Annotated in this window: 14 protein-coding genes; 4 read left to right on the top strand and 10 right to left on the bottom strand. The window is 60.5% G+C overall.

The window, feature by feature from the left end; all coding sequences use genetic code 11:
• Positions 1-42 precede the first annotated feature (42 nt).
• Genes NKI41_RS12075 through NKI41_RS12085 form a run of 3 tightly spaced genes read left to right on the top strand, consistent with a single transcriptional unit; the run spans position 43 to position 3,564 of the window.
• A complete protein-coding gene (locus NKI41_RS12075; protein ID WP_352472469.1) occupies positions 43-1,047 on the top strand; it encodes an SDR family NAD(P)-dependent oxidoreductase in 1,005 nt (334 codons plus the stop codon).
• Positions 1,044-2,315 (top strand): hypothetical protein, encoded by a 1,272-nt coding sequence (locus tag NKI41_RS12080; protein ID WP_352683152.1) that lies wholly within the window; start codon positions 1,044-1,046, stop codon positions 2,313-2,315. Before NKI41_RS12075 ends, NKI41_RS12080 begins: the two co-directional genes overlap by 4 nt.
• On the top strand, positions 2,302-3,564 hold the full coding sequence (locus tag NKI41_RS12085) for a polysaccharide biosynthesis/export family protein (RefSeq protein WP_352541721.1): 1,263 nt from the start codon (positions 2,302-2,304) through the stop codon (positions 3,562-3,564). The genes NKI41_RS12080 and NKI41_RS12085 overlap by 14 nt, the downstream gene beginning before the upstream one ends.
• 58 nt (positions 3,565-3,622) lie before the next feature.
• On the opposite strand, the gene NKI41_RS12090 is transcribed toward NKI41_RS12085, so the two are convergent.
• Both NKI41_RS12090 and NKI41_RS12095 read right to left on the bottom strand, forming a co-directional pair.
• Entirely contained in the window at positions 3,623-4,921 is a 1,299-nt protein-coding gene (locus NKI41_RS12090) for an HlyD family type I secretion periplasmic adaptor subunit (RefSeq protein WP_352472472.1), read from the bottom strand.
• A 239-nt stretch (positions 4,922-5,160) separates the two neighbouring features.
• Complete coding sequence (locus NKI41_RS12095; RefSeq protein WP_352472473.1) at positions 5,161-6,912, bottom strand: type I secretion system permease/ATPase; 1,752 nt, start codon at positions 6,910-6,912, stop codon at positions 5,161-5,163.
• Positions 6,913-7,311: 399 nt separating this feature from the next.
• Here NKI41_RS12095 and NKI41_RS12100 point away from each other — a divergent pair, with 399 nt between their 5' ends.
• On the top strand, positions 7,312-8,004 hold the full coding sequence (locus NKI41_RS12100) for a N5-glutamine methyltransferase family protein (protein ID WP_352683154.1): 693 nt from the start codon (positions 7,312-7,314) through the stop codon (positions 8,002-8,004).
• A gap of 99 nt (positions 8,005-8,103) precedes the next feature.
• Here NKI41_RS12100 and NKI41_RS12105 read toward each other — a convergent pair whose 3' ends face one another.
• From NKI41_RS12105 to NKI41_RS12140, 8 genes are all read right to left on the bottom strand, one after another.
• The gene (locus tag NKI41_RS12105) at positions 8,104-8,370 is read right to left on the bottom strand and encodes an acyl carrier protein (RefSeq protein ID WP_023675628.1); all 267 of its coding nucleotides are present in this window, start codon (positions 8,368-8,370) and stop codon (positions 8,104-8,106) included.
• Between the two features lie 56 nt (positions 8,371-8,426).
• Positions 8,427-9,983: a class I adenylate-forming enzyme family protein gene (locus tag NKI41_RS12110; protein WP_352683156.1), complete on the bottom strand. Its 1,557-nt coding sequence runs from the start codon at positions 9,981-9,983 to the stop codon at positions 8,427-8,429.
• Positions 9,980-12,001 (bottom strand): asparagine synthase (glutamine-hydrolyzing), encoded by a 2,022-nt coding sequence (gene asnB / locus NKI41_RS12115; RefSeq protein ID WP_352683158.1) that lies wholly within the window; start codon positions 11,999-12,001, stop codon positions 9,980-9,982. The genes NKI41_RS12110 and asnB overlap by 4 nt, the downstream gene beginning before the upstream one ends.
• Positions 12,002-12,004: 3 nt before the next feature.
• A complete protein-coding gene (gene nadE, locus NKI41_RS12120; protein WP_352472523.1) occupies positions 12,005-12,988 on the bottom strand; it encodes an NAD(+) synthase in 984 nt (327 codons plus the stop codon).
• Positions 12,985-15,723: an AMP-binding protein gene (locus NKI41_RS12125; RefSeq protein WP_502901205.1), complete on the bottom strand. Its 2,739-nt coding sequence runs from the start codon at positions 15,721-15,723 to the stop codon at positions 12,985-12,987. The genes nadE and NKI41_RS12125 overlap by 4 nt, the downstream gene beginning before the upstream one ends.
• Before the next feature lie 253 nt (positions 15,724-15,976).
• A complete protein-coding gene (locus NKI41_RS12130) occupies positions 15,977-16,225 on the bottom strand; it encodes a hypothetical protein (protein WP_352683162.1) in 249 nt (82 codons plus the stop codon).
• A gap of 486 nt (positions 16,226-16,711) precedes the next feature.
• Positions 16,712-17,611, bottom strand: a complete 900-nt coding sequence (locus tag NKI41_RS12135) for a proline iminopeptidase-family hydrolase (protein WP_352683164.1) — start codon at positions 17,609-17,611, stop codon at positions 16,712-16,714.
• 173 nt (positions 17,612-17,784) lie between these two features.
• The gene (locus tag NKI41_RS12140) at positions 17,785-18,510 is read right to left on the bottom strand and encodes a LuxR family transcriptional regulator (RefSeq protein ID WP_352683165.1); all 726 of its coding nucleotides are present in this window, start codon (positions 18,508-18,510) and stop codon (positions 17,785-17,787) included.
• Between the last annotated feature and the right edge of the window lie 85 nt (positions 18,511-18,595).

An 18,595-nucleotide genomic window follows, 5' to 3' on the forward strand; every position in this document is an offset into this window, starting at 1 on the left:
TGCAAAGTCAGTGCCTCACGTCATAGGGGGAACGCTTGGGTCATGGCATACAAGGGCAGGAAAGTTCTGGTTACCGGTGCCGACGGATTCATCGGGTCGCATCTCACCGAAGCACTCGTCCGTAGCGGCGCGGACGTCACTGCGCTGGCTCTCTACAATTCCTTCGACAGCCACGGCTGGCTGGACGATTTGCCGGACACCATTCGAAGCCAGTTGAACCTCATCCGCGGCGATGTTCGTGACAGCGCCTTCCTTAACCGGATCGTGCGTGGCCAGGCGGTCGTGTTTCATCTCGCCGCACTGATAGCTATCCCATATTCGTACGCCGCGGCCCAGTCCTATGTAGAAACGAACATCCTGGGCACGGTCAACGTCCTCGAAGCGGCGCGCCAATGGGATACGGAGCGTGTGGTGCACACCTCGACAAGCGAGGTTTATGGCACCGCGCTGACAATGCCTATCAGCGAATCGCACCCGTTGCAGGGACAGTCACCATATTCGGCATCCAAGATCGGCGCGGACATGATGGCGGAGTCCTACGCCAGATCGTTCGACATCCCTGTGGTTATCATGCGGCCCTTCAATACGTACGGCCCGCGCCAGAGTGAGCGGGCCATAGTACCGACCATTATACGCCAGGCTCTCGACAAGAAATGCCCGGCGATCATGGTGGGAGACACAAGCCCGATCCGCGATCTTACTTTCGTGGAAGACACCGCGGCGGCGTTTTTGACCGCAGGTTCCGCCGAGCTCGAATTTGGCCATGCCTACAATGCCGGAAGCCAGCGCGCCGTGACGATCTCGGACATATTGGATCTGGTGATCGAGTTGAGTGGCTGCAAGAAACCAATCCACCGGGACGAGCGCCGCCTGCGGCCGCAGAATTCCGAGGTGCGTGCCTTGCTGGCCGATTCTTCGCTCCTCGAAAGCAAGACTGGATGGCGTGCCCAGACCAGCCTGCGCGAAGGCCTGGAGCGGACCATCGGATGGTGGCAAGGGCGCCTCAGCGAAGGCCGGGTGCGACACGAGATGGGCTACATGACATGAGCTTTCGCCCGGGAGGATTGGCTCTGTTGATTGCGGCTGCCTTGTCGTTGGATTTGACCGTGGCAGGCAGTCGGCAAAGCAGCGCGTCGAGACAATTTGTTGCGCCAGTGACGATGGACTTGCCCGATTATCTCCAACCCGCGACCGACCCAGCCTTCGGGACAATTTTCATGCGCATTACCAAGCCTGGGGCCCTTGGGAATGGAGTCGTATGCGAGAAAAAATTCTGCAGCCACCGTTATTCCAGCGCCCAGGCCTGGAATTCGGACCAGACTCTCCTCGTCATCACCAACGGCTGCAATGGCATGTGCTTTTTCGACGGGCAGACCTATGTCCCGCTCTTCCGTCGTGCTCGATCGGCTGAATGCGAATGGCATCCGCAAAATGCCGATCTGATGATCTGCGTTCAGGACCGGAAAATTTCGACCTGGGCGCCGCGGACCAATCGCGAAGACGTCCTGTTCGTTTCATCGAATTATCGTGATCTTCAGTTCGGGCCGTCCAAAGGAAATCCCAGCCGTGACGGCGATCGCATAGCAGTGCGCGCAATCCGTTGGGATGGCGCGATGGTTGTATTTGCCTATGATCTCAAGCAGCGCCGGAAATTTCCGGACATCGATCTTGCTCAGCTTGCCGGAACCGTCAGCGCCTGCTCGATCTCCCCGCTCGGAGCGAACATCCTGTGCTTTCAGAATGTGAACGAGGACACAGAGCAGCGGGCTATTTTCTCCGTCGACGGGACGTTGCGGCAGAGGTGGACTGACCATCATCGCCCCGGCCATGGCGATATGACGGTGGATAAAGATGGCAGCGAAGTTTTCGTGGGCATCAGCAAGTCCGACCCTGACAAATATCACGTCATCAAAAGGAGGCTGGCCGACGGAAAGGTCACCTCACTTATGAAGTTTGGCGAAGCCGAGCATGCATCCCTGCGGGCATTGGACAGGCGCGGTTGGGTGTTCGTAAGCTATGGCGGCAAGCCGGAAGAGATATCTGCCAATCCCGACTGGGCGCCATATGCGCGAGAGGTGATCGCGCTTCGCCTCGACGGCAGCGGGGAGGTTCGACGCGTCACGCAAACTCACAACGTCCCGTCCGATTACTGGAGCGAGACCCATGCCTCGCCATCCCCGGACGGCTCACAGGTAATCTGGTCGAGCAACTGGGGCGTGCCTGGCGGGCCGGTCTACGAATTCGTCACCCGTCTCGATTGGCCGGAAGAGCCGCGGTCGAACCAGAAGGAGATTGCCGCCAATGGTCCTCGTTGATCGAATGCTTCTTGTCGTGTTCGGTATGCTGGCTGCCATGAATACGGCTGCTGCAGCGGAACCGCGGGTCGCCTATCGACTTTCTGCCGGCGACACCGTCGAGATTGGAATTGCCTCCATCCCGGAGCGAACGCAACGTGCGGTGGTCCAGATGGACGGCACGATCGCGCTTCCCGAAGTCGGGATGGTTTCGGTGGGGGGCTTAACTCCGGCTGAACTGCAAACGCGCATGCAGACGATCTTGCCGACCAAGATATTCCACCAGCGTCTGCCTGATGGGCGGGAGCAAATGATCGTCATCAAGCCGACAGACGTGACCGCCGTGGTTGCGGAGTACAGGCCGATCTATGTGACCGGCGACGTGCTCACTCCCGGACAGCAGGCCTACCGCCCGCTGATGACCGTGCGGCAGGCGATTGCCGTGTCAGGCGGTTTCAGCCTTTTGCGGTCCCGGGCAAACCAGGTTGGCCCGGATCCGGTGGATCTGCGGCGCGATTACGAGTCGCTTTGGGGGGAATATACGAGAGATTATTTTCATAGCGCCCGCATCCGCGCCGAACTTCAGGACAAACCGACTTTCGACATGCAGCCACCACAAGGATCTCCCTTGCCGGCAAGTTTTGCGTCGGCGATCGCGCAGGCTGAAGCGGAAGGGCTGAAGCTCTCGTTGGACAACTTCCGGCAAGAGCAGGGCTTTCTCGAAAAAAGTGGCAAGGATGCTGCTGCACAAACCGAGACCCTGCTCAAGCGCGAGCAGGCCGAAGCGGATGGAGTGAAGGCGGACGAAGACGAGCTGGCGCGCGTAAGGAAAGCGTTTGAGTCCGGAAATCTAACCAATACCCGGCTTGCCGATGTCCGGCGCGCTTTGGTTCTTTCTTCCAGCCGGGCACTCGAAACGTCGGTTGAGCTTATGAGAGCACGACGTCAGCAGGACGATTTTACCAGACAGCACGAACGCAATGTCAACCAAAGAAGAATGGGTCTGCTGACTGAGTTGAAGGATACCAACGTGCGTCTTGCCGACGTTGGCGCAAGACTTCGCGCCGCCAGCCAGAAGTTGCAGCCCACGGGAGCGGCCGCTCTGCCGTTGCCGGTTGCCGGCGAAACGATCCAGGCCGAGGTCACGATCATTCGCAAGGTCGGCGAAGAATGGCGAAAACAGCTTGCCCAAGAAGACACCGAGGTCATGCCGGGAGACACGATCGAGGTCAGATTCAGCAGCGCTCTCGAAAATGCGGCGACCCGATAGATCGGCTGCGCCCCGATCCAATCGGCCGCCGCACTGTCGGTTGAGTGTGGCAACCGCTTTACTGCCTGAAAGCTCTGGAAAACTGGTCGGTGAGGGGCTTCATCAAGTAGGACCAGACACTGCGCTCGTCGGTTCTTATGTGGACTTCGGCGGGCATGCCCGGTTTGAGGATTTTCTCTCCTGTCAGGCACGTCGCTTCATTCTCGACGTCGATACGCGCCGAAAAAAAGGAAAGCTGGCGTTGCTGATCCTTGATCAGATCCGCTGAGACGCGCTTGACCGAGCCTTCGCAAGCAGGTGTGGTGCCGGCGTCGAACGCTGGAAAGCGGATCGACACCTGCTGTCCGGGATGAATCTCGTCGATACGCGACGGAGGAATGGAAGCGTCGACGACAAGGTTGTCGGAATCGGGCACAATCATCATGAGCACCTCTCCCGCGCCAATCACGCCTCCTACGGTATGGACCGAGGATTCTTGTACTGTGCCCGATTGCGGGGCACGAATATCTGTCCTGCTGAGTTCGTCTTCGGCCACCACCTTGCGCTCACTGAGCTCGGTCTGCTTGGCTTCCGTTTCGCGAAGTTCGTTGGTCACGTCGCTCCGCATTTGTTCGTCGAGCTGAAGCACCTGCAGGTCCGTTTCACTGATGTGAGCTTGGACCTCTGCTATCGCTGCGACAAGGCGTCCCGATTCGCCGCGAGCCCGGGTCTTGTCCAGGCTGACATTGCTCAACCTCTCCTTGGACACCAACTTCTTTGCGTAGAGAGATTCGACATCCGCAAGGTTCTTGGTCAGCAGATCCAGAGACTCGTCCGTTGCAGACTGCTGCGATTTGAGGCCATCGATCTGACGTTCCAGCTGCTTCGCGCGGCTTTGTAATTGTGCCTTCTGGCCAGCCAGCGCCGCAGCACGGCTTTCAAACAAGGCACGCTCGCCACTGACAAGTGCCGCCACTTGCGGGTCGCCCATTTGAGCGCGAAGGTCGGGCGGGGTCTGCATTTCCGGCAGACCCTGGCGCTCGGCCTCCAGTCGGGCCAGACGAATGGTGGCGCGATTGAGGTCCTCGGTGACTATCTGCAGGTTTGCTCGGGTCAATGTGTTGTCCAGCCTGACCAACACATCGCCGGCCTTCACATGATCGCCGTCCTGAGCGAAGATTCCGCCGATGGTGCCGCCGGTTTGATGCTGGACTTTTTTAATGTTGCTTTCGACCACCACGGTTGCGGGCGCAATCACCGCGCCGGCAATCTTGGTCAATCCCAACCAGAGCCCTCCGCCAAAGATCAACAGCAAGCTGGTTGCCAGGCCCAAGAGCAGATTGGCCCGGATGCCATCCGGCTCTGGCTTCGTCTCCAACGAACGGCCTTCGCCACCGGCTGCGACGTATGACACGGCAACAGCAGAGCGATACCTCGCATATGCCCGGCTGCACCCTTGTGCGGCGGAACGACAATGTGCTGCTAGGCTCCGGACCAGAGTACCCCAGGGTAGATTGGCTCGAATCCCATCCGGCTGCGGCTTCTGCCCGGTCGGCGGGCCTTCGCCGCCAACCGCAGCATATGACGACATGGTCACGTTAGACACTAAGCAATACCTCACGCATGCCCGCTTGCACCGTGCTGCAGCGGAACGACAATGTTTGGCTTGTCCGGGCGCGGGAAGGGCCGGACCACATTTGCCAGAACGTCTTCGCGCGAGCCGAACGAATGGAGCATCCCGTTCGACAGGACGAGTACCTGATCGATGTTGACGAGAGCGGAGGGGCGATGCGCAACGACGATCACGATACCGCCGCGCCGACGCACTGCCAGGATTGCGCCGGCCAAAGCAGCATCACCGTCTGCATCCAGATTGGAATTTGGTTCGTCAAGAACGACGAGGAATGGATCGCCGTAAAGTGCCCTGGCAAGCCCGACGAGCTGCCTCTGCCCAGCCGAAAGGGCCGCGCCGCCTTCTCCGATGCGTGTTTGAAAACCCTGCGGAAGACGCATGATCATCTTGTCCACGCCCGCAGCCTTGGCAGCTGCCAGCACGCCTTTTGCGTCGCTTTTACCGCCGAACCTCGAAATGTTGTCGGCGATCGTCCCGTCGAACAGCTCAACGTCCTGCGGCAGGTAGCCAATATGAATGCCGAGCAGTTCTGAGTTCCACTGATCGAGCGAGGCGCCGTCCAATCTTACCGTGCCACGAAGCGGCTTCCATGCGCCGACCAAAGCGCGCACGAGCGTGGTCTTGCCGGAGCCGCTCGGGCCGACGACCGCCAACCCTGCGCCTCTCGCCAAGCGGAAGCTTACATTGAAGATGGTGGGCTTCTGCAGGCTTGGTGGCGCGACGGTCAATTCCTCGACCGCAAGCTCAGCCTTCGGGCCGGGCAGTTCCATTGGCTCTTGCTGGCTATCAAAAGCATCCAGGGCTGCCGCCAGCTCGGAATAGCTTTTGCGGGTTGCCAGAAACCCTCTCCAGTTTGCGATCGCCACATCGACCGGTGCCAGCGAGCGGCCCAGCAATATGGACGATGCAATGATCACGCCGGGCGAGGCCTCGCCGCCGATCACAAGGTAGGCACCAAGCCCCAGCACACATGATTGCAGGGCCATTCGGAGCGTCTTCGACAGTGAGCTTGCTGCGCCGACGACGTCGGAGAGCCGTTCCTGGTTCTTCAGATAAAGATGACTGACCTCGTTCCAGCGCCGGCTAAGCGGGGCGGAAAGGCCCATCGCCTGAACAACCTCTGCGTTGCGGCGGCCGGAGTCGGCCAGAAGCCGCTGCGCTACGAGTGTCTCAGATGCACGAGCCGCTGGTTTGCGGCCGATGATCTCGGCAACCACCGTCAAAAACACAACGGCACATGCGCCGAGCGTTGCCAGCACGCCAAGCGCGGGGTGCAGCAGATAGATGACCACCATATAAAATGGTATCCAGGGAGCGTCGAACAAGACTGTCGGCCCGAGCCCGGAAAGAAAGCCACGTAGCTGGTCCAGATCACGAAGCGGGTGTACCCGGTTCGCATCCGGCCCGGCGACGAGGGGCAGGGAAAGCGAGGCTGCGAACGCTTTTTGCTGCAGATTTCTATGCAGGCGGCTGCCGATGCGGACCAACAGGCGAAGCCTCACGAAATCGAGGAGCCCATAGGCCGCGTAAAGTCCCAGCATCCCGACGGTAAATCCGATAAGAGTCGGCACGCTCTGCGAAGGCAGCACGCGGTCATAGACCTGGAGCATGTAGACGGAGCCGGTCAAGGCGAGGATATTTATCAATGCCGAGAAAACGCCTACGCCGACGAGGCCGTGCACACAGCCGAACATTGCGGAGCGGAGATCGAGCGAGCGCCCTTTGGTCGACTTCATGATGTGCGCTCGTTGACGCGAAATTGCCGCGCAATCTCGTCGATTCTTTCGATGAGGGACAAACTTTAACCTTCCGGGAAGCAGCAGCCCCGCCCCGCTGCTGAACATTACGAATTGCTTACATACGTGCCTTCTTTGATTAAAATGTAGCAAAATCGTGACGCCAGGCTGAGAATTCGGCAACTGGCTCGCCAGGCTGGGGATAACCGGGTCAGGTAAGGAGATATTCCTAATCATGACACCCGGCAGAAGCTTATGATCATCTTTGTAGCATCAAGGCTTCAAAGCGTCTGGCGACGGATGGGTTTTGATTTTGTCGATCGAGAGTTAAACGGTTTTGAGATACACTTCATCGGTACGTCGGCCACCAACGCCGGCTAAATCGGGGAGGCGAGTGTCGTGAGCGAAGAGATCAATGTTGCCGATGCCTACGGCAGGGGGCGCAGCACCTTCATGGGATTGCAGTTGCTGGTCTCGCCCGGTGCGCTTGTTCCTCGGCCGGAAACGGAACTGCTCGGCAAGGCCGCTCTCGATGTCCTGAGCCAACTGAACCTGCCGGTGCCTCGCGTTGTCGACATGTGCTGTGGGGCGGGCAATCTGGCGTGCGCCATCGCGCACCACGCTCCCACCGCGCGCGTGTGGGCAAGCGATCTTACCGACGGATGCGTGGAGGTCGCGCGCCGCAACGTCACCCATCTTAAAATCGAGGACCGGGTAACGGTGCTTCAGGGCGACTTGTTCAGCGCCTTCTCAGGCTTGGAGCTCGACGGCACGATCGACGTGATCGTTTGCAACCCGCCCTACATTTCGGAAAAACGGCTCGAGGGCGACCGTTCGCATCTGGTCGAGCTCGAGCCGCGTGAAGCATTCGCAGCCGGCCCCTACGGCCTGAGCATCCACATGCGGGTGCTCAAGGAGGCGCCGCGCTATTTGCGGCGCGGAGGCATCCTGCTTTTCGAAGTGGGGCTTGGCCAGGATCGGCAGGTCATGAGTTTGCTCGAGCGTTCCAAGGCCTATGAGAGTATCCGGGCAGTCACCAACCAGGCCGGTGAGGTCAGGGTGGTTGTGGGACGTACGAGGGCGCAGGCGTAAGCATCGCAGCCGCGGCAGGTAGACGCGCTGTCGCGGCTAGAAACGGCCGGGAAGTTGAAACAGAGTTGCGCGAGATTTCGGAAATCAGTTTCTCTTGCGTCAGTTTCTCTTGCGCATGACGTATTGCGCAATTCCCTCGATGGAATCGAGATTCTCCGGCAGCAGCTCGCTGTCTTCGACCGTGATGCCGAAGGTCTCCTCGATGAAGCCGATAACCTCGAGCACACCCGTCGAGTCCACGATGCCCTGGTCGAGGAGCGAGGTGTCGCTCTCCAGGCTCTCGGGATCGGCTATATAGAAATTCGAGGCCAGGAAAGCGCGAATTTGTTCGCTGCAGGTATCGGTTCTATCCTTGGTAGATAACATTTATTTCGCCTCCGGTACAAAAGATGAATGCTGATCAACTTCGCCCTGGTACCGACTCATGACAGGGCCGTTTTTTTGAGCTTACCCGTGTCGGTCATCGGCAGACTGGGTACGATGACGATGGACTTCGGAACCATGAAGTTTTCCAGCCGTCTCTGGCACTCTTTCTGCAACTGCTTTTCACCGATCATGCTTCCCTGCTCCATCACGACAAATGCCTTCACTGCTTGCCCGAGCAGTTCGTCCGGAACGCCGATGACCGCGGCTTCCCGTACGCCCGCAATGTTCATCAACACGTTTTCCACCTCCTTCGGCGCTATCTTCTCTCCGCGCGATTTTATGATCTCGTCGCCGCGACCGACGAAGTAGAGGTAGCCCTCGGCGTCCATCCGGCAGTAGTCGCCGGTGTATAGGACCTGCTCACCCGGCAGCAGGCCGGGCTTGAGCTTCCTGGCTGTCGCCTCCGGTTTGCCCCAATAGCCCTTCATCACCGTCGCTCCGCGGATGACGAGCTGACCAACGATGCCGGGGCCGACCCGCCTGTCATGCTCGTCGACAATCCACATTTCCGTATTGGGGATGGCGATCCCGACGCTCGACGGCTTTCGCTCCAGATCCTCCGGCGGCAGGTAGGTGCAGCGCTTGCATTCGGTAAGGCCGTACATCGAATAGATGCGGGCGCCAGAAAACAGTTCCTGCAGCAGGAGAATGTGCTTGAGCGGCAGGGCGGCCGCAGTGTTCGTGACGTAGCGAATACTCGAAAAATCCTGATCCCTGAGAGACCTGAGCTCCCCGAGTGCGGCGAAGATGGTCGGTACGCCGGGAAAACCCGTCACCCTTTCTTGCTTGATCAGCCCAAGGATCTGCGCCGGGAAGGCGAATGAGCGCTCAAGCACCAGCCGGGCGCCCGCGCCGAATGTCATGATCATCTGGTAAAGACCGTAGTCGAAGGCGAGCGGCAGGACATTGAGGATCACCTCGTCTTCGGCAAGCGCCAGGTATGAGGAAATCGAGGCGCACGCGGCGATCATGTTTCGATGCGTCAGCATCACGCCCTTGGGCTCGCCCGTCGAGCCGGACGTATAAATGATCGCAGCGAGATCGATGTCGATGCAGCGGCGCCAGGGCGGCGTGCTGCGGGCTGCCGCGACCGCGGCGTCCCAGCGCACAGCATGCGGCAATTCTTGCAGGTCGCTGTGTTCGATCGGCCCGGAGACGATCATGCGGCGCAACGATGGGCAATTCCGCGCCGGCTCCCTGAAAATCGAGTGCAGGTGTTTGTCGGTGATCAGTGCCGTCGGGCGGCAATCGTTGAGCAGATAATCAAGCTTGTCGCTTTTGGTGAGCGGATTGACGATGCACACCACGGCGTTGGCCTTGAGCACCGCCCAGAACGCAATGACGGCCTCGACAGTGTTGTCGGCGAAGACCACCACGCGATCGCCACGCGCAATTCCGGCATCGGTCAAATGGTGCGCTATGGCGTTCGAACGCATATCGAGATCGCCATAAGTGACGCGTTGATTGCCGCACACTAGGGCCACCTTGTCGCCGAGCCGGCTGGCAGAGTGGGTGAGATAGTCGTGCAGGAGCGGTACGGCGCCATGCATCATGCGAGCACCTCTTCGCGGTGTTCGCGGTCGATATCGATGCTGAGCTTGAGCGTGCGGGCCCCACTTGGACGGCTCGCGATAAATTGCCGATGGAGAAGCTGCGTCGACAGCACTCCGACCAGCGCCATATTGTCGGAGTTGGACAGGTCGCCGCCGCCGGCGCTGGCCTGGCACTTGCTCAGCAGCCGGGTAACCGACTTGGGATCGAAGACGTTCGCTTCGCGCAGCGCCGCCTCCGAAAGTGCTTCGCGAATGTAGGCCGGAGCGCCATCTGCGACAAAGCAAAGCGCGTTGGGAGCCCGGTAAGGCTGCTTCTTGCGGGTGACGATTTCCGACGGCACGATCGGTTGCGCTACGCGCTTCAGCACATGCTTTTCATCGAGCACGCGCAGCTTGTAGGCGGCCGGAAGCGAATTCGCGAGTCTCACGAGTTCATGATCGAGGAACGGGAAGCGCCCCTCGACGGAATGAGCCATCAGCATTCTGTCCCCTTGTGAGGAAAGCAGGTATCCCGACATCAGCGTCTGAATCTCTATGTACTGGTCCTGCGCAAGAGAGCCCCATCGCGAAAACTCCGGCGGCAGGCGGGCAAGCAGCTCGGACACGGCGTTGCGGCGCTCCGTTTGGGCGCGCATGTCTGCCGAAAACAGCCGCTTGATGGCGCTTGTGGTACGCCAGCGCGTGCCATGCGCAAAACCAGGCGCGTCACAGGCGTGAATGTCGCGCCCGAAGAACTGGCGTGCCATTGCCTGCTGCTGCACCGGCGAGCGGCTGAGATAGGGATAGAGGCGCTCCAGCAGCCGCGAGCGTCGCGTCGAGGCGGGCTGGCGTCCCCAGAAGCGGCGGACCTTGCCCTCGCGGAACAAATCGTAGCCGGCGAACATTTCGTCGGCCCCTTCGCCGGTAAGCACGACCTTGATGCCGTGCTGGCGCACCAGTCTCGAGAGCAGGAACAGCGGCGCCGGCGCGGTCCTGAGGATTGGCCGCTCGGTGTGGTAGATCACCTCAGGGAAGATGCCAGCGATATCGCTGCGCGAAACAACCACCTCATGATGGTCACTGCCAGCCATGCCGGCAACCAGGCGCTGGAAATGCGTCTCATCATACTCGGCGTCGGCAAAACGCAGCGAGAAAGTCTGGAAGCGCTCGCCCGCGAAGCGTCTCCCCAGTGTGGCGACCAGCGAGCTGTCGAGCCCGCCGGACAAATAGCAGCCGACCGGCACGTCGGCGCGTACTATCCTGAGCGCCGTCGCGGCTTCCAGGGCGCTGCGCACTTCCTCCACCGCGTCATCAAGCGAGCCGGTGAATTCATCATCGCCGGGTCCGTCAACCTCTGGATAGTCAGGCTTCCAAAAAGCCCGCTCCCGGACGACGCCGCTGTCATAAATGCGGACATGCCCCGGCGTGAGTTCGCTTACTCCTCCAAACACGCCTTGTGGCGGCGCGACAGTCCAGAGTGTGAAAGTCTGATCGATGCCGGCTGGATCGAAGGCGCGGGGTATATCCGCATCGGCCGCGAAAATGGCCTTCACCTCGCTGGCGAAGTAAAGCCGCCCGCCATGCTCGCAAAAGTGCAGCGGGCAGATGCCGAACCGATCCCGAGACAAGACGAGACGACCTGCCACGGAGTCCCAGATGGCGACTGCCCACTGCCCATTCATTCGCTCGAAGGCGGCCTCGCCCCAGGCATGATAGGCATGGACGATGACCTCGGTGTCACTGCGTGTGCGGAAGCGATAACCGAGCGCGACCAGATCTTGTCGCAGCTCGACGTAATTGAAGATTTCGCCGTTGAAGACGATCCACATCGTGTCGCCCGCGCCGGCGAGTGGCTGCTGGCCGCTTGCGAGATCGATGACGGACAGGCGGGCATGCGCCAATCCTGCACGTCTGTCCCGGTAAAGCCCGCGCTCGTCCGGGCCGCGATGCGCCAGCGCCCCCGCCATACGTATCAGCGCATCCCGGGAAGGGGGCGCCGCTGCGGCGCTCAGCGACACAATTCCGGCGATGCCGCACATCGCCTAGCCCTCGCCCATTGAAGAGGACACCAACGGCCGCGCGTGAAGATAACGTGCGGCGCGCCGCTTGCTGTCGATATCCTTGAAAACCTTCTGGACCTGCATCACCGTGAGGCTGGTTGCCTCAGCGACGTCTTCGTCGGCGATCCCATGGTTCAAGCCGTAGAGGCACAGATCCATCAGATAATAAGGAAGCGCGAAGTAGAACTCCTCCTGACTCTGCGCCATCGAGAAGGTGTCCGTGGTGGGCGGTCTGCGCCGGACCTCTTCGTCCACCCCGAGATATTCGGCCAATTGGTAGACCTGGGTCTTGTAGAGGTGGACGATTGGCATCAGGTCGGCAATTCCGTCGCCCTGCTTGACGAAGAAGCCCTGGTCGTACTCCAGGCGGTTCGGCGTGCCCGCTACCGCGTAGTTGAGGCGGTCGGCATGGTAGTATTCGGTCATCTTGCGCAGGCGCTGCTTGTAGTTGGTTGCAGCGACGATCTGCAGATAGGCTGCCGACGGCAGGCGCACTGTGTCGGTCCTGCCCTCGGGGTCCTGAACCGTGAGGCGCGTGATGTTGAGACCGTTGCTCTCGAGAACCGAGGCGAGCACCAGCTTGCATTTCCAGCCGTCCCCATATTCGGGAACGACGGTCTGGATTGCTTCGGTCTGCCGTCTATAGGCGCCGGTCGCTTCCAGGGCCGGCGTTATATCCTCCAGGATCGTTTCGATACCAAGGTGTGCGGCGACAATGCGGCCGAGCCTCAGTGAGTCGCCGGAGGAATGGCGCTCCGGCATGAATATCCCGAGGACCTTGCCTTTCCCAAAGGCGCGAACACACAACGCCGCAACGACGGAGCTGTCGATGCCGCCTGAGAGGCCGACAACCACGCCTCGACGTCGCAGCGTGCCAAGGACCTGCTGGCGCAAGATCTGGACGATGCGATCGACTTCCGCGCCAGCGTCGAGCACCAGGGCGTCTTTGCCGAATGATGAGATCAGGTCGATGGCTTGTACTCCAGTTTGCGAGACTCGATTGGCGAATAGGTTTTCGCCACCGCTTTCTCGATAAGGGGACGATTGGTGGTAAGGTGAGGCTCTACAACCAGATCGATGTGGCTGCCGACGATCGGAATCACGTCCAGATGGGCGAAGACGTTATCCCAGCCGATTGCCAGAGGCATTCCGGGTCGAGCACAGCGGAACAGGGTGCCTGTGATCGGCAGAGCCGGCTTTGGCTCGGCCACCCACTGGAAGAAGGCTTGCGCGCGCAAAACCTCTTGCAGTTCTAGTTTGGTTCTAAAGCTCGTCGCGTTGAACTGTCCTTGAGCGAAGCGGTCGAGAAACTGGACCAGTTGTGCCTCGCGCTTCATTGCCACGGCAACTTTCGCGAGGGCGCGGCAAGCCATCCGGTAAGCGGACACGCGGTTGGTTCGAATTCGATTGACTGTGCGCGTAAACGTCTCCCAGCGGGCGCTTCGCTCCCCGACGAGGCTGGTGTCGAGGATGCCGAGGAACTTTACGGTTCGCCCCGCTGCCAGCAGCCGCGCCGCAACTTCGAAGGCAACAGCGCCGCCGAGCGAATGGCCGAGAAGTCGTACATGGCCCGAGGGTTGGGCGCGGCGGATCTGGTCGACGGCGGCGTCGGCCATATCGGCGAGGCTGTCTTGTCCGCGCAGTATCATAGCCAAGGCCGGATACCTGATCGGGGCAACACGGGTCACCTTGCCCATCGCTGCTGCAAAGGCAGCAAGGCTCGGGCCATAGCCGACGGACCCGGGGAACAGAAAAAGAATGGGAGGGTCGTGCTTCTGGGCGCGCGCGCTTTGATCGCCTGCCTGGGCGGACACGACCGCCTTGATCATTTGCTCCAGGCTCATCCCGACGGTGAAGGCCTCAAGGCCGAGTTCCTGCCCGATGGCGCTTTCGATTTCCATGACGCAGTGCAGCAGCTTTAGCGAATCTCCTCCGGCGTCATCCCAGCGTCCTGCCGCTACGCGCGTATTGAGAATGCTGGTCCATGCCCGCTGGACGACCTGCTGCGCGGTCAGCTTGCCTTGCGGCTCGAGCGGACGCGCGGTCGCCGCTGTCTCTCTGGCTGAAAGATCCATCTCTGCAAGTGTCGTGATGTCGACTTTGCCGCTCGGCAGACGCGGAATCTCGGCGATCGTGTGCAACCGCAAGGGACGCAGCGGCGGCGGCAGATTGGTCCTGACAAGCTGGCGAAGCTCGTCCGAAAAGGTCGCTTCGGCCGAGCGCCGAGGAATAGCAAAGGCGACAAGCTCATTCGCGGCCGTGACGATTGCCACGGCATCCGCGACAGAGGGTGCACAACGCAGCACCCGTTCGAGTTCGGCTGGCTCGACGCGTCGACCGTTGATTTTTACCTGGCGCCCCTTGCGACCGACGATGTGCAGTAGGCCTTGATCATCAAGTCGAACGAGGTCACCTGTCGCGAAAATCCGAAGGCCTGGATCGTGCGGGTCTGATGTTGCCGGCACAACCGCCCCCTCCTCCCAATGGCCAAGCAGGACATACGGGCTCCTGATCAGAAGCTCTCCGCTGCGGCCCGGTTGAACGCGGCGGCCCGCTTCGTCGACAATTGCGAAGGCGATTCCAGGCAGCAGCCAGCCAACTGGAACCGAATCTCCATGCTCTGGCCAGTCTCGCGGCAGGAACCATTGCGAGCCGGTGGTCTCGGTTGACGAATAACCGATCTGGATAAGGCACGTATCAGAGACGGCCTTGCGCAGCAGGGCGATGTCGGTCCAGGGCACCTTCTCGCCACCGATCCGGGCGACTCTGAGTGAATGGAACGCTTCTGCAGGTCCGTCTGCCATAAGCGCGCGAAGCAGTGCCGGCACCAGATAGGTGATTGTCACGTCTTCGGATCGCACCAGGCGTTGAACGGCGCGCAAGCCGACCGCTTCGACTTCGACCAGATGCAAGGTGGCGCCGGTGAGAAGAGCAGCAAGAATCTCCCGGCACCCGGCGATTGTGGCCGGTCCGGTCAATGGCAGGAAAACGTCATCCGAGTTGATGTGGCACGCATCGACATATTGCTGGACCCGGCACAGCAAGCTGCGCTGGCTGTTAACGATGCCTTTGGGCCGGCCCGTACTCCCTGACGTATAAAGCACGATGGCGGGCGCATCGACCGAGACGGAATAAGAACGAGGCACTTGCCCAGCCTGCGAGGCCGCACTGGTCGACACATCGATCCAACTGACCAGGTGAGGCAAACCATCGGGTCGGACATTGCCCTCGCCCAGGACAGCTGAGAGCCGCGCCCCGGCCACGATTTCAAGGATACGCGAGCTAGGATCTCGCGTGTTGAGTGGCACCGAAGGCCGCCCAGCCGTCATGCTTGCCAGCATGGCAATGGGATACCAGGCCGAGTTGGCCTGAAGAATCCCTATCGCCTGTCCGTCTGGGACGGCCGCCGCGATCTGGTGGGACAGCGTCTCGACTGACCGGAGGAGCTGGGAATAGGTCAGACGATTGGCGCCGTCGCTGATTGCAAGCTTGTCGGGGTACTGGCGGACGACATTTCTCAGGTGATCGAAGGCCGCAATGTTGGTAAAATCGACGCCCAATCTTTGAAATGGGCGCAGTACGGGACCACCCTGATCCAGTGCGTATTGTGGGACACTTGACCAATTATCCGAGGTCGTTGTCTGACAATCCACCGCTAGATCCTGATCCGCGACTTCTGATCCCAAATATGCCGAAGACATGAGTTGCCTACGCTAAGATTAGGGTCACTTATCGCCCCCCGCCCCAATCTTTTCATCGATCATTCTGATGATGCCCCGATCTTCGCTCAATGACGCTTGGTTAGTCACTTCGCCTGTTTCGCAAGCCGCCGGCAGAGCCAATCATGCCGGGCTCGCTGGCTGTTGTGGTGCGCATGACACGGACACATGCCAAGGCGGGCTCGAAGACCAAGGTGGGGTCGAAGATGGAATTGCCGCTATTCAGGCATATTGCCTATTCGGTGGTTCTTCCGGACGATACCGCCGATGCTTCGGTATCGGAATAGCTGCCGGGGACGAAACAATAGGCATAGATCTGTCCCCGATTTTCGTCGGTCACGCGGATCCAATCCTTTTCCCACGTTCGGAAGGTAATACGCCCGCCCGTCATCATAGCTGCGGCTCTGAACGGACTCGGCGCGTTGACAACGCGCACCGAGATAACATCGTCGCCGTCCATACGCTCGACGAGATACGTCTGCATGAAAGCCTCCCCATGCCCCGCTAGATCACCCGCACTTTAACGCCGGCTAATGAATTCGGTTGCAACTGCTTGGCGAAACTTTGGGTCCGATACTTTCCGTACCCACCGGCAACTTGGTCCTCCGTATCCGTCAGGTTTTTCAGCGACGGGATGCCAGTTCAGGGGAAGGCAGGCTGATTGCGGCCATGCCGGCGACATGCCAATCTGCGCCGCAACGTTAGGCCTCCGCCTCCGCGGGCAATGGAAAAGGCGCTCGAATGGGCTCCTTTATGCTGTCCGTGATCTGGCATTCTGCCCGTGATTTGGCCTCATCGGACGACCCTGCAGGCCTTTGCGGGACATCCACATAGCGTGGCGTCGCCATCACCGAGGCATAGCAATGTGCGTCGGCGGAGAAATGGGACGGTTCGAGGTTTTCTGAACCTGCCTCACGACGACTGCGTCGTGTCGACGATCCGTTGGAACAGAAGGCCTGGTGCTGGAACGTCAATCGTATTTGGCCAGGAAACGCCCGACGGCGCTGAGGCAGTCGTGCTTTTCCTCCACATGCGGCATGTGGCTGGAATTCGGGAAGACCAGGCCTTCAACGTACGGGATAAGATCCAGAAAGGGCTGGACGCAGGCCTCGGTCGCTTCGTCGTAGAGGCCGCGGAAAACCAGGGTCGGCGCCTCGATCCGATGCAGGCGGTCGACGATGGTCCAGTTCCGCATCGTGCCGATGACGTGGAACTCATTGGGACCGTTCATGGTGTGATAGACGGTCGGATCTTCCTCGATTGCCGCAAATGTCCGGGCGACCTCTGGCGGCATCGGAACGACGCGACAGACATGACGGTCGTAGAAAGCCTTCGTCGCCGCAACATATTCGGGCTGATCGGTGGTTCCCGCCGCTTCGTGCCGGTCGAGCGCACTTTGCACATCGGCTGGCAACTCGGCGCGCAATTGCCGGGCTCCTTCCACCCACAGCGCCATCGAGGCCAGCGAATTGGCCAGGATCAATGCCTTCAGCCCCTCAGGGCGGCGCACGGCGTGCTCGGCCGAGAGTATGCCGCCCCAGGACTGGCCGAGCAGGGCATAATGGCCGGCAATGCTGAGATGGGCGAGCAACGCATCGAGTTCGCCCAGGAAGAAATCGACTGTCCAAAAGTCGCCGCCCTTGTCCGGCAGATGGGTCGATTTGCCGTTGCCGATCTGATCGTAGTGGATGACGGCTCGCCCGGTTCCGGCAAGCTCCTTGAATGAGTCCACATAGTCGTGGGTGCAGCCCGGTCCACCATGAGCGACGACCAGGGGCACCTTGCCCGACCCGATGTCCCCGGTCACACGGTACCAGGTGCGATAGCCCTTGTAGTCGCTAAATCCTTCGGTGATCGCATGTGCCGTCACAGTCCAAGCTCCGCATCATGGCGCGGCAGGAGCCACTTTGGTGCACCCCTCCCAAGCCTTGTTTGCGGCCGACGGTACTAAGCGGCCCAGCGCATTTACAGCTAGCACTATTTATAGGTTCGCCGGTTATGGGTTGGCCCGAGGCAAGGCCGATCGCCTGCAGGTCGCGAGCCTCAATGCTCCGGTTCGAGCAGCCGGTAATGGGCGGCGAGCGCGATGGCATGGAAGCGGTTGCGCGCGCCAAGCTTTCGCGTCGCCGCGTTGAGGTGCAGCGTTGCAGTAGGCACCGCGCGGCCAATCTCACGCGCAACCTGCTTGGCCGTCAGTCCGGCAGCGGCCAGGCGCAGGCACTGACGTTCGCGCGACGTCAGATGGACATGTTGGCAGGTGCGGATTCCGGCGTCGAAACCGGCGTAGGCGGAGTCATGCAGCAGATGACCCAGATCTCCGATCTCGGCGATCAAGGGTCTGGCTTCGAGCTCGAACCCGGCCTCCGGATCGGTACGGATCGCGGTGAAGGTGGCGAGATCGCCGCCGGCAAGGCGAATGGGAACGGTGACGCCGCAGGTCATTCTGGTGTCAAGCAAATAGCTGACCACAGGATCGTGCTTGGACTGGAGCACGCGCTGCATGACGGTGCTCTGAACGCCGCTGTGCGACCAGAGAAACGGTCTCGATACGGTGAGCGCGGCCTCCTGCACCGGGTCAAGCTGATAATATCCGCCCTTGCACCAGAGATCCTGCATGTCGCGCGGCACGTTGCGCAGAGCCATCAACGAGGGCGTGATAAGCTCGCCCTTGTGACTGACCGGCACGGGCGTATAGTCGTAGATGAATGCGGTGAAACCGATAGGCTCCAGCACCTCCGTTGCCACCGCCATGGCAGCGTCGATGCTCATTCCGGTTTGGAACCGGCTCTCTAGATCGCCTGGAAGGCTTTGCATCGGGCAAGCTTACCCGCTGATGATTGCTTGTCAAATAGCC

Source organism: Mesorhizobium sp. M0601 (assembly GCF_040320845.1).
Taxonomy (GTDB): Bacteria; Pseudomonadota; Alphaproteobacteria; order Rhizobiales; family Rhizobiaceae; genus Mesorhizobium.

Bases quoted from the DNA above. Each gene is read 5' to 3' on its own strand.
- NKI41_RS12085 (WP_352541721.1), top strand. From the start codon at position 2,302: ATGGTCCTCGTTGATCGAATGCTTCTTGTCGTGTTCGGTATGCTGGCT.
- NKI41_RS12075 (WP_352472469.1), top strand. From the start codon at position 43: ATGGCATACAAGGGCAGGAAAGTTCTGGTTACCGGTGCCGACGGATTC.
- NKI41_RS12110 (WP_352683156.1), bottom strand. From the start codon at position 9,983: ATGATGCATGGCGCCGTACCGCTCCTGCACGACTATCTCACCCACTCT.
- NKI41_RS12080 (WP_352683152.1), top strand. From the start codon at position 1,044: ATGAGCTTTCGCCCGGGAGGATTGGCTCTGTTGATTGCGGCTGCCTTG.
- NKI41_RS12130 (WP_352683162.1), bottom strand. From the start codon at position 16,225: ATGCAGACGTATCTCGTCGAGCGTATGGACGGCGACGATGTTATCTCG.
- NKI41_RS12095 (WP_352472473.1), bottom strand. From the start codon at position 6,912: ATGAAGTCGACCAAAGGGCGCTCGCTCGATCTCCGCTCCGCAATGTTC.
- asnB (WP_352683158.1), bottom strand. From the start codon at position 12,001: ATGTGCGGCATCGCCGGAATTGTGTCGCTGAGCGCCGCAGCGGCGCCC.
- NKI41_RS12125 (WP_502901205.1), bottom strand. From the start codon at position 15,723: ATGTCTTCGGCATATTTGGGATCAGAAGTCGCGGATCAGGATCTAGCG.
- NKI41_RS12105 (WP_023675628.1), bottom strand. From the start codon at position 8,370: ATGTTATCTACCAAGGATAGAACCGATACCTGCAGCGAACAAATTCGC.
- NKI41_RS12140 (WP_352683165.1), bottom strand. From the start codon at position 18,510: ATGAGCATCGACGCTGCCATGGCGGTGGCAACGGAGGTGCTGGAGCCT.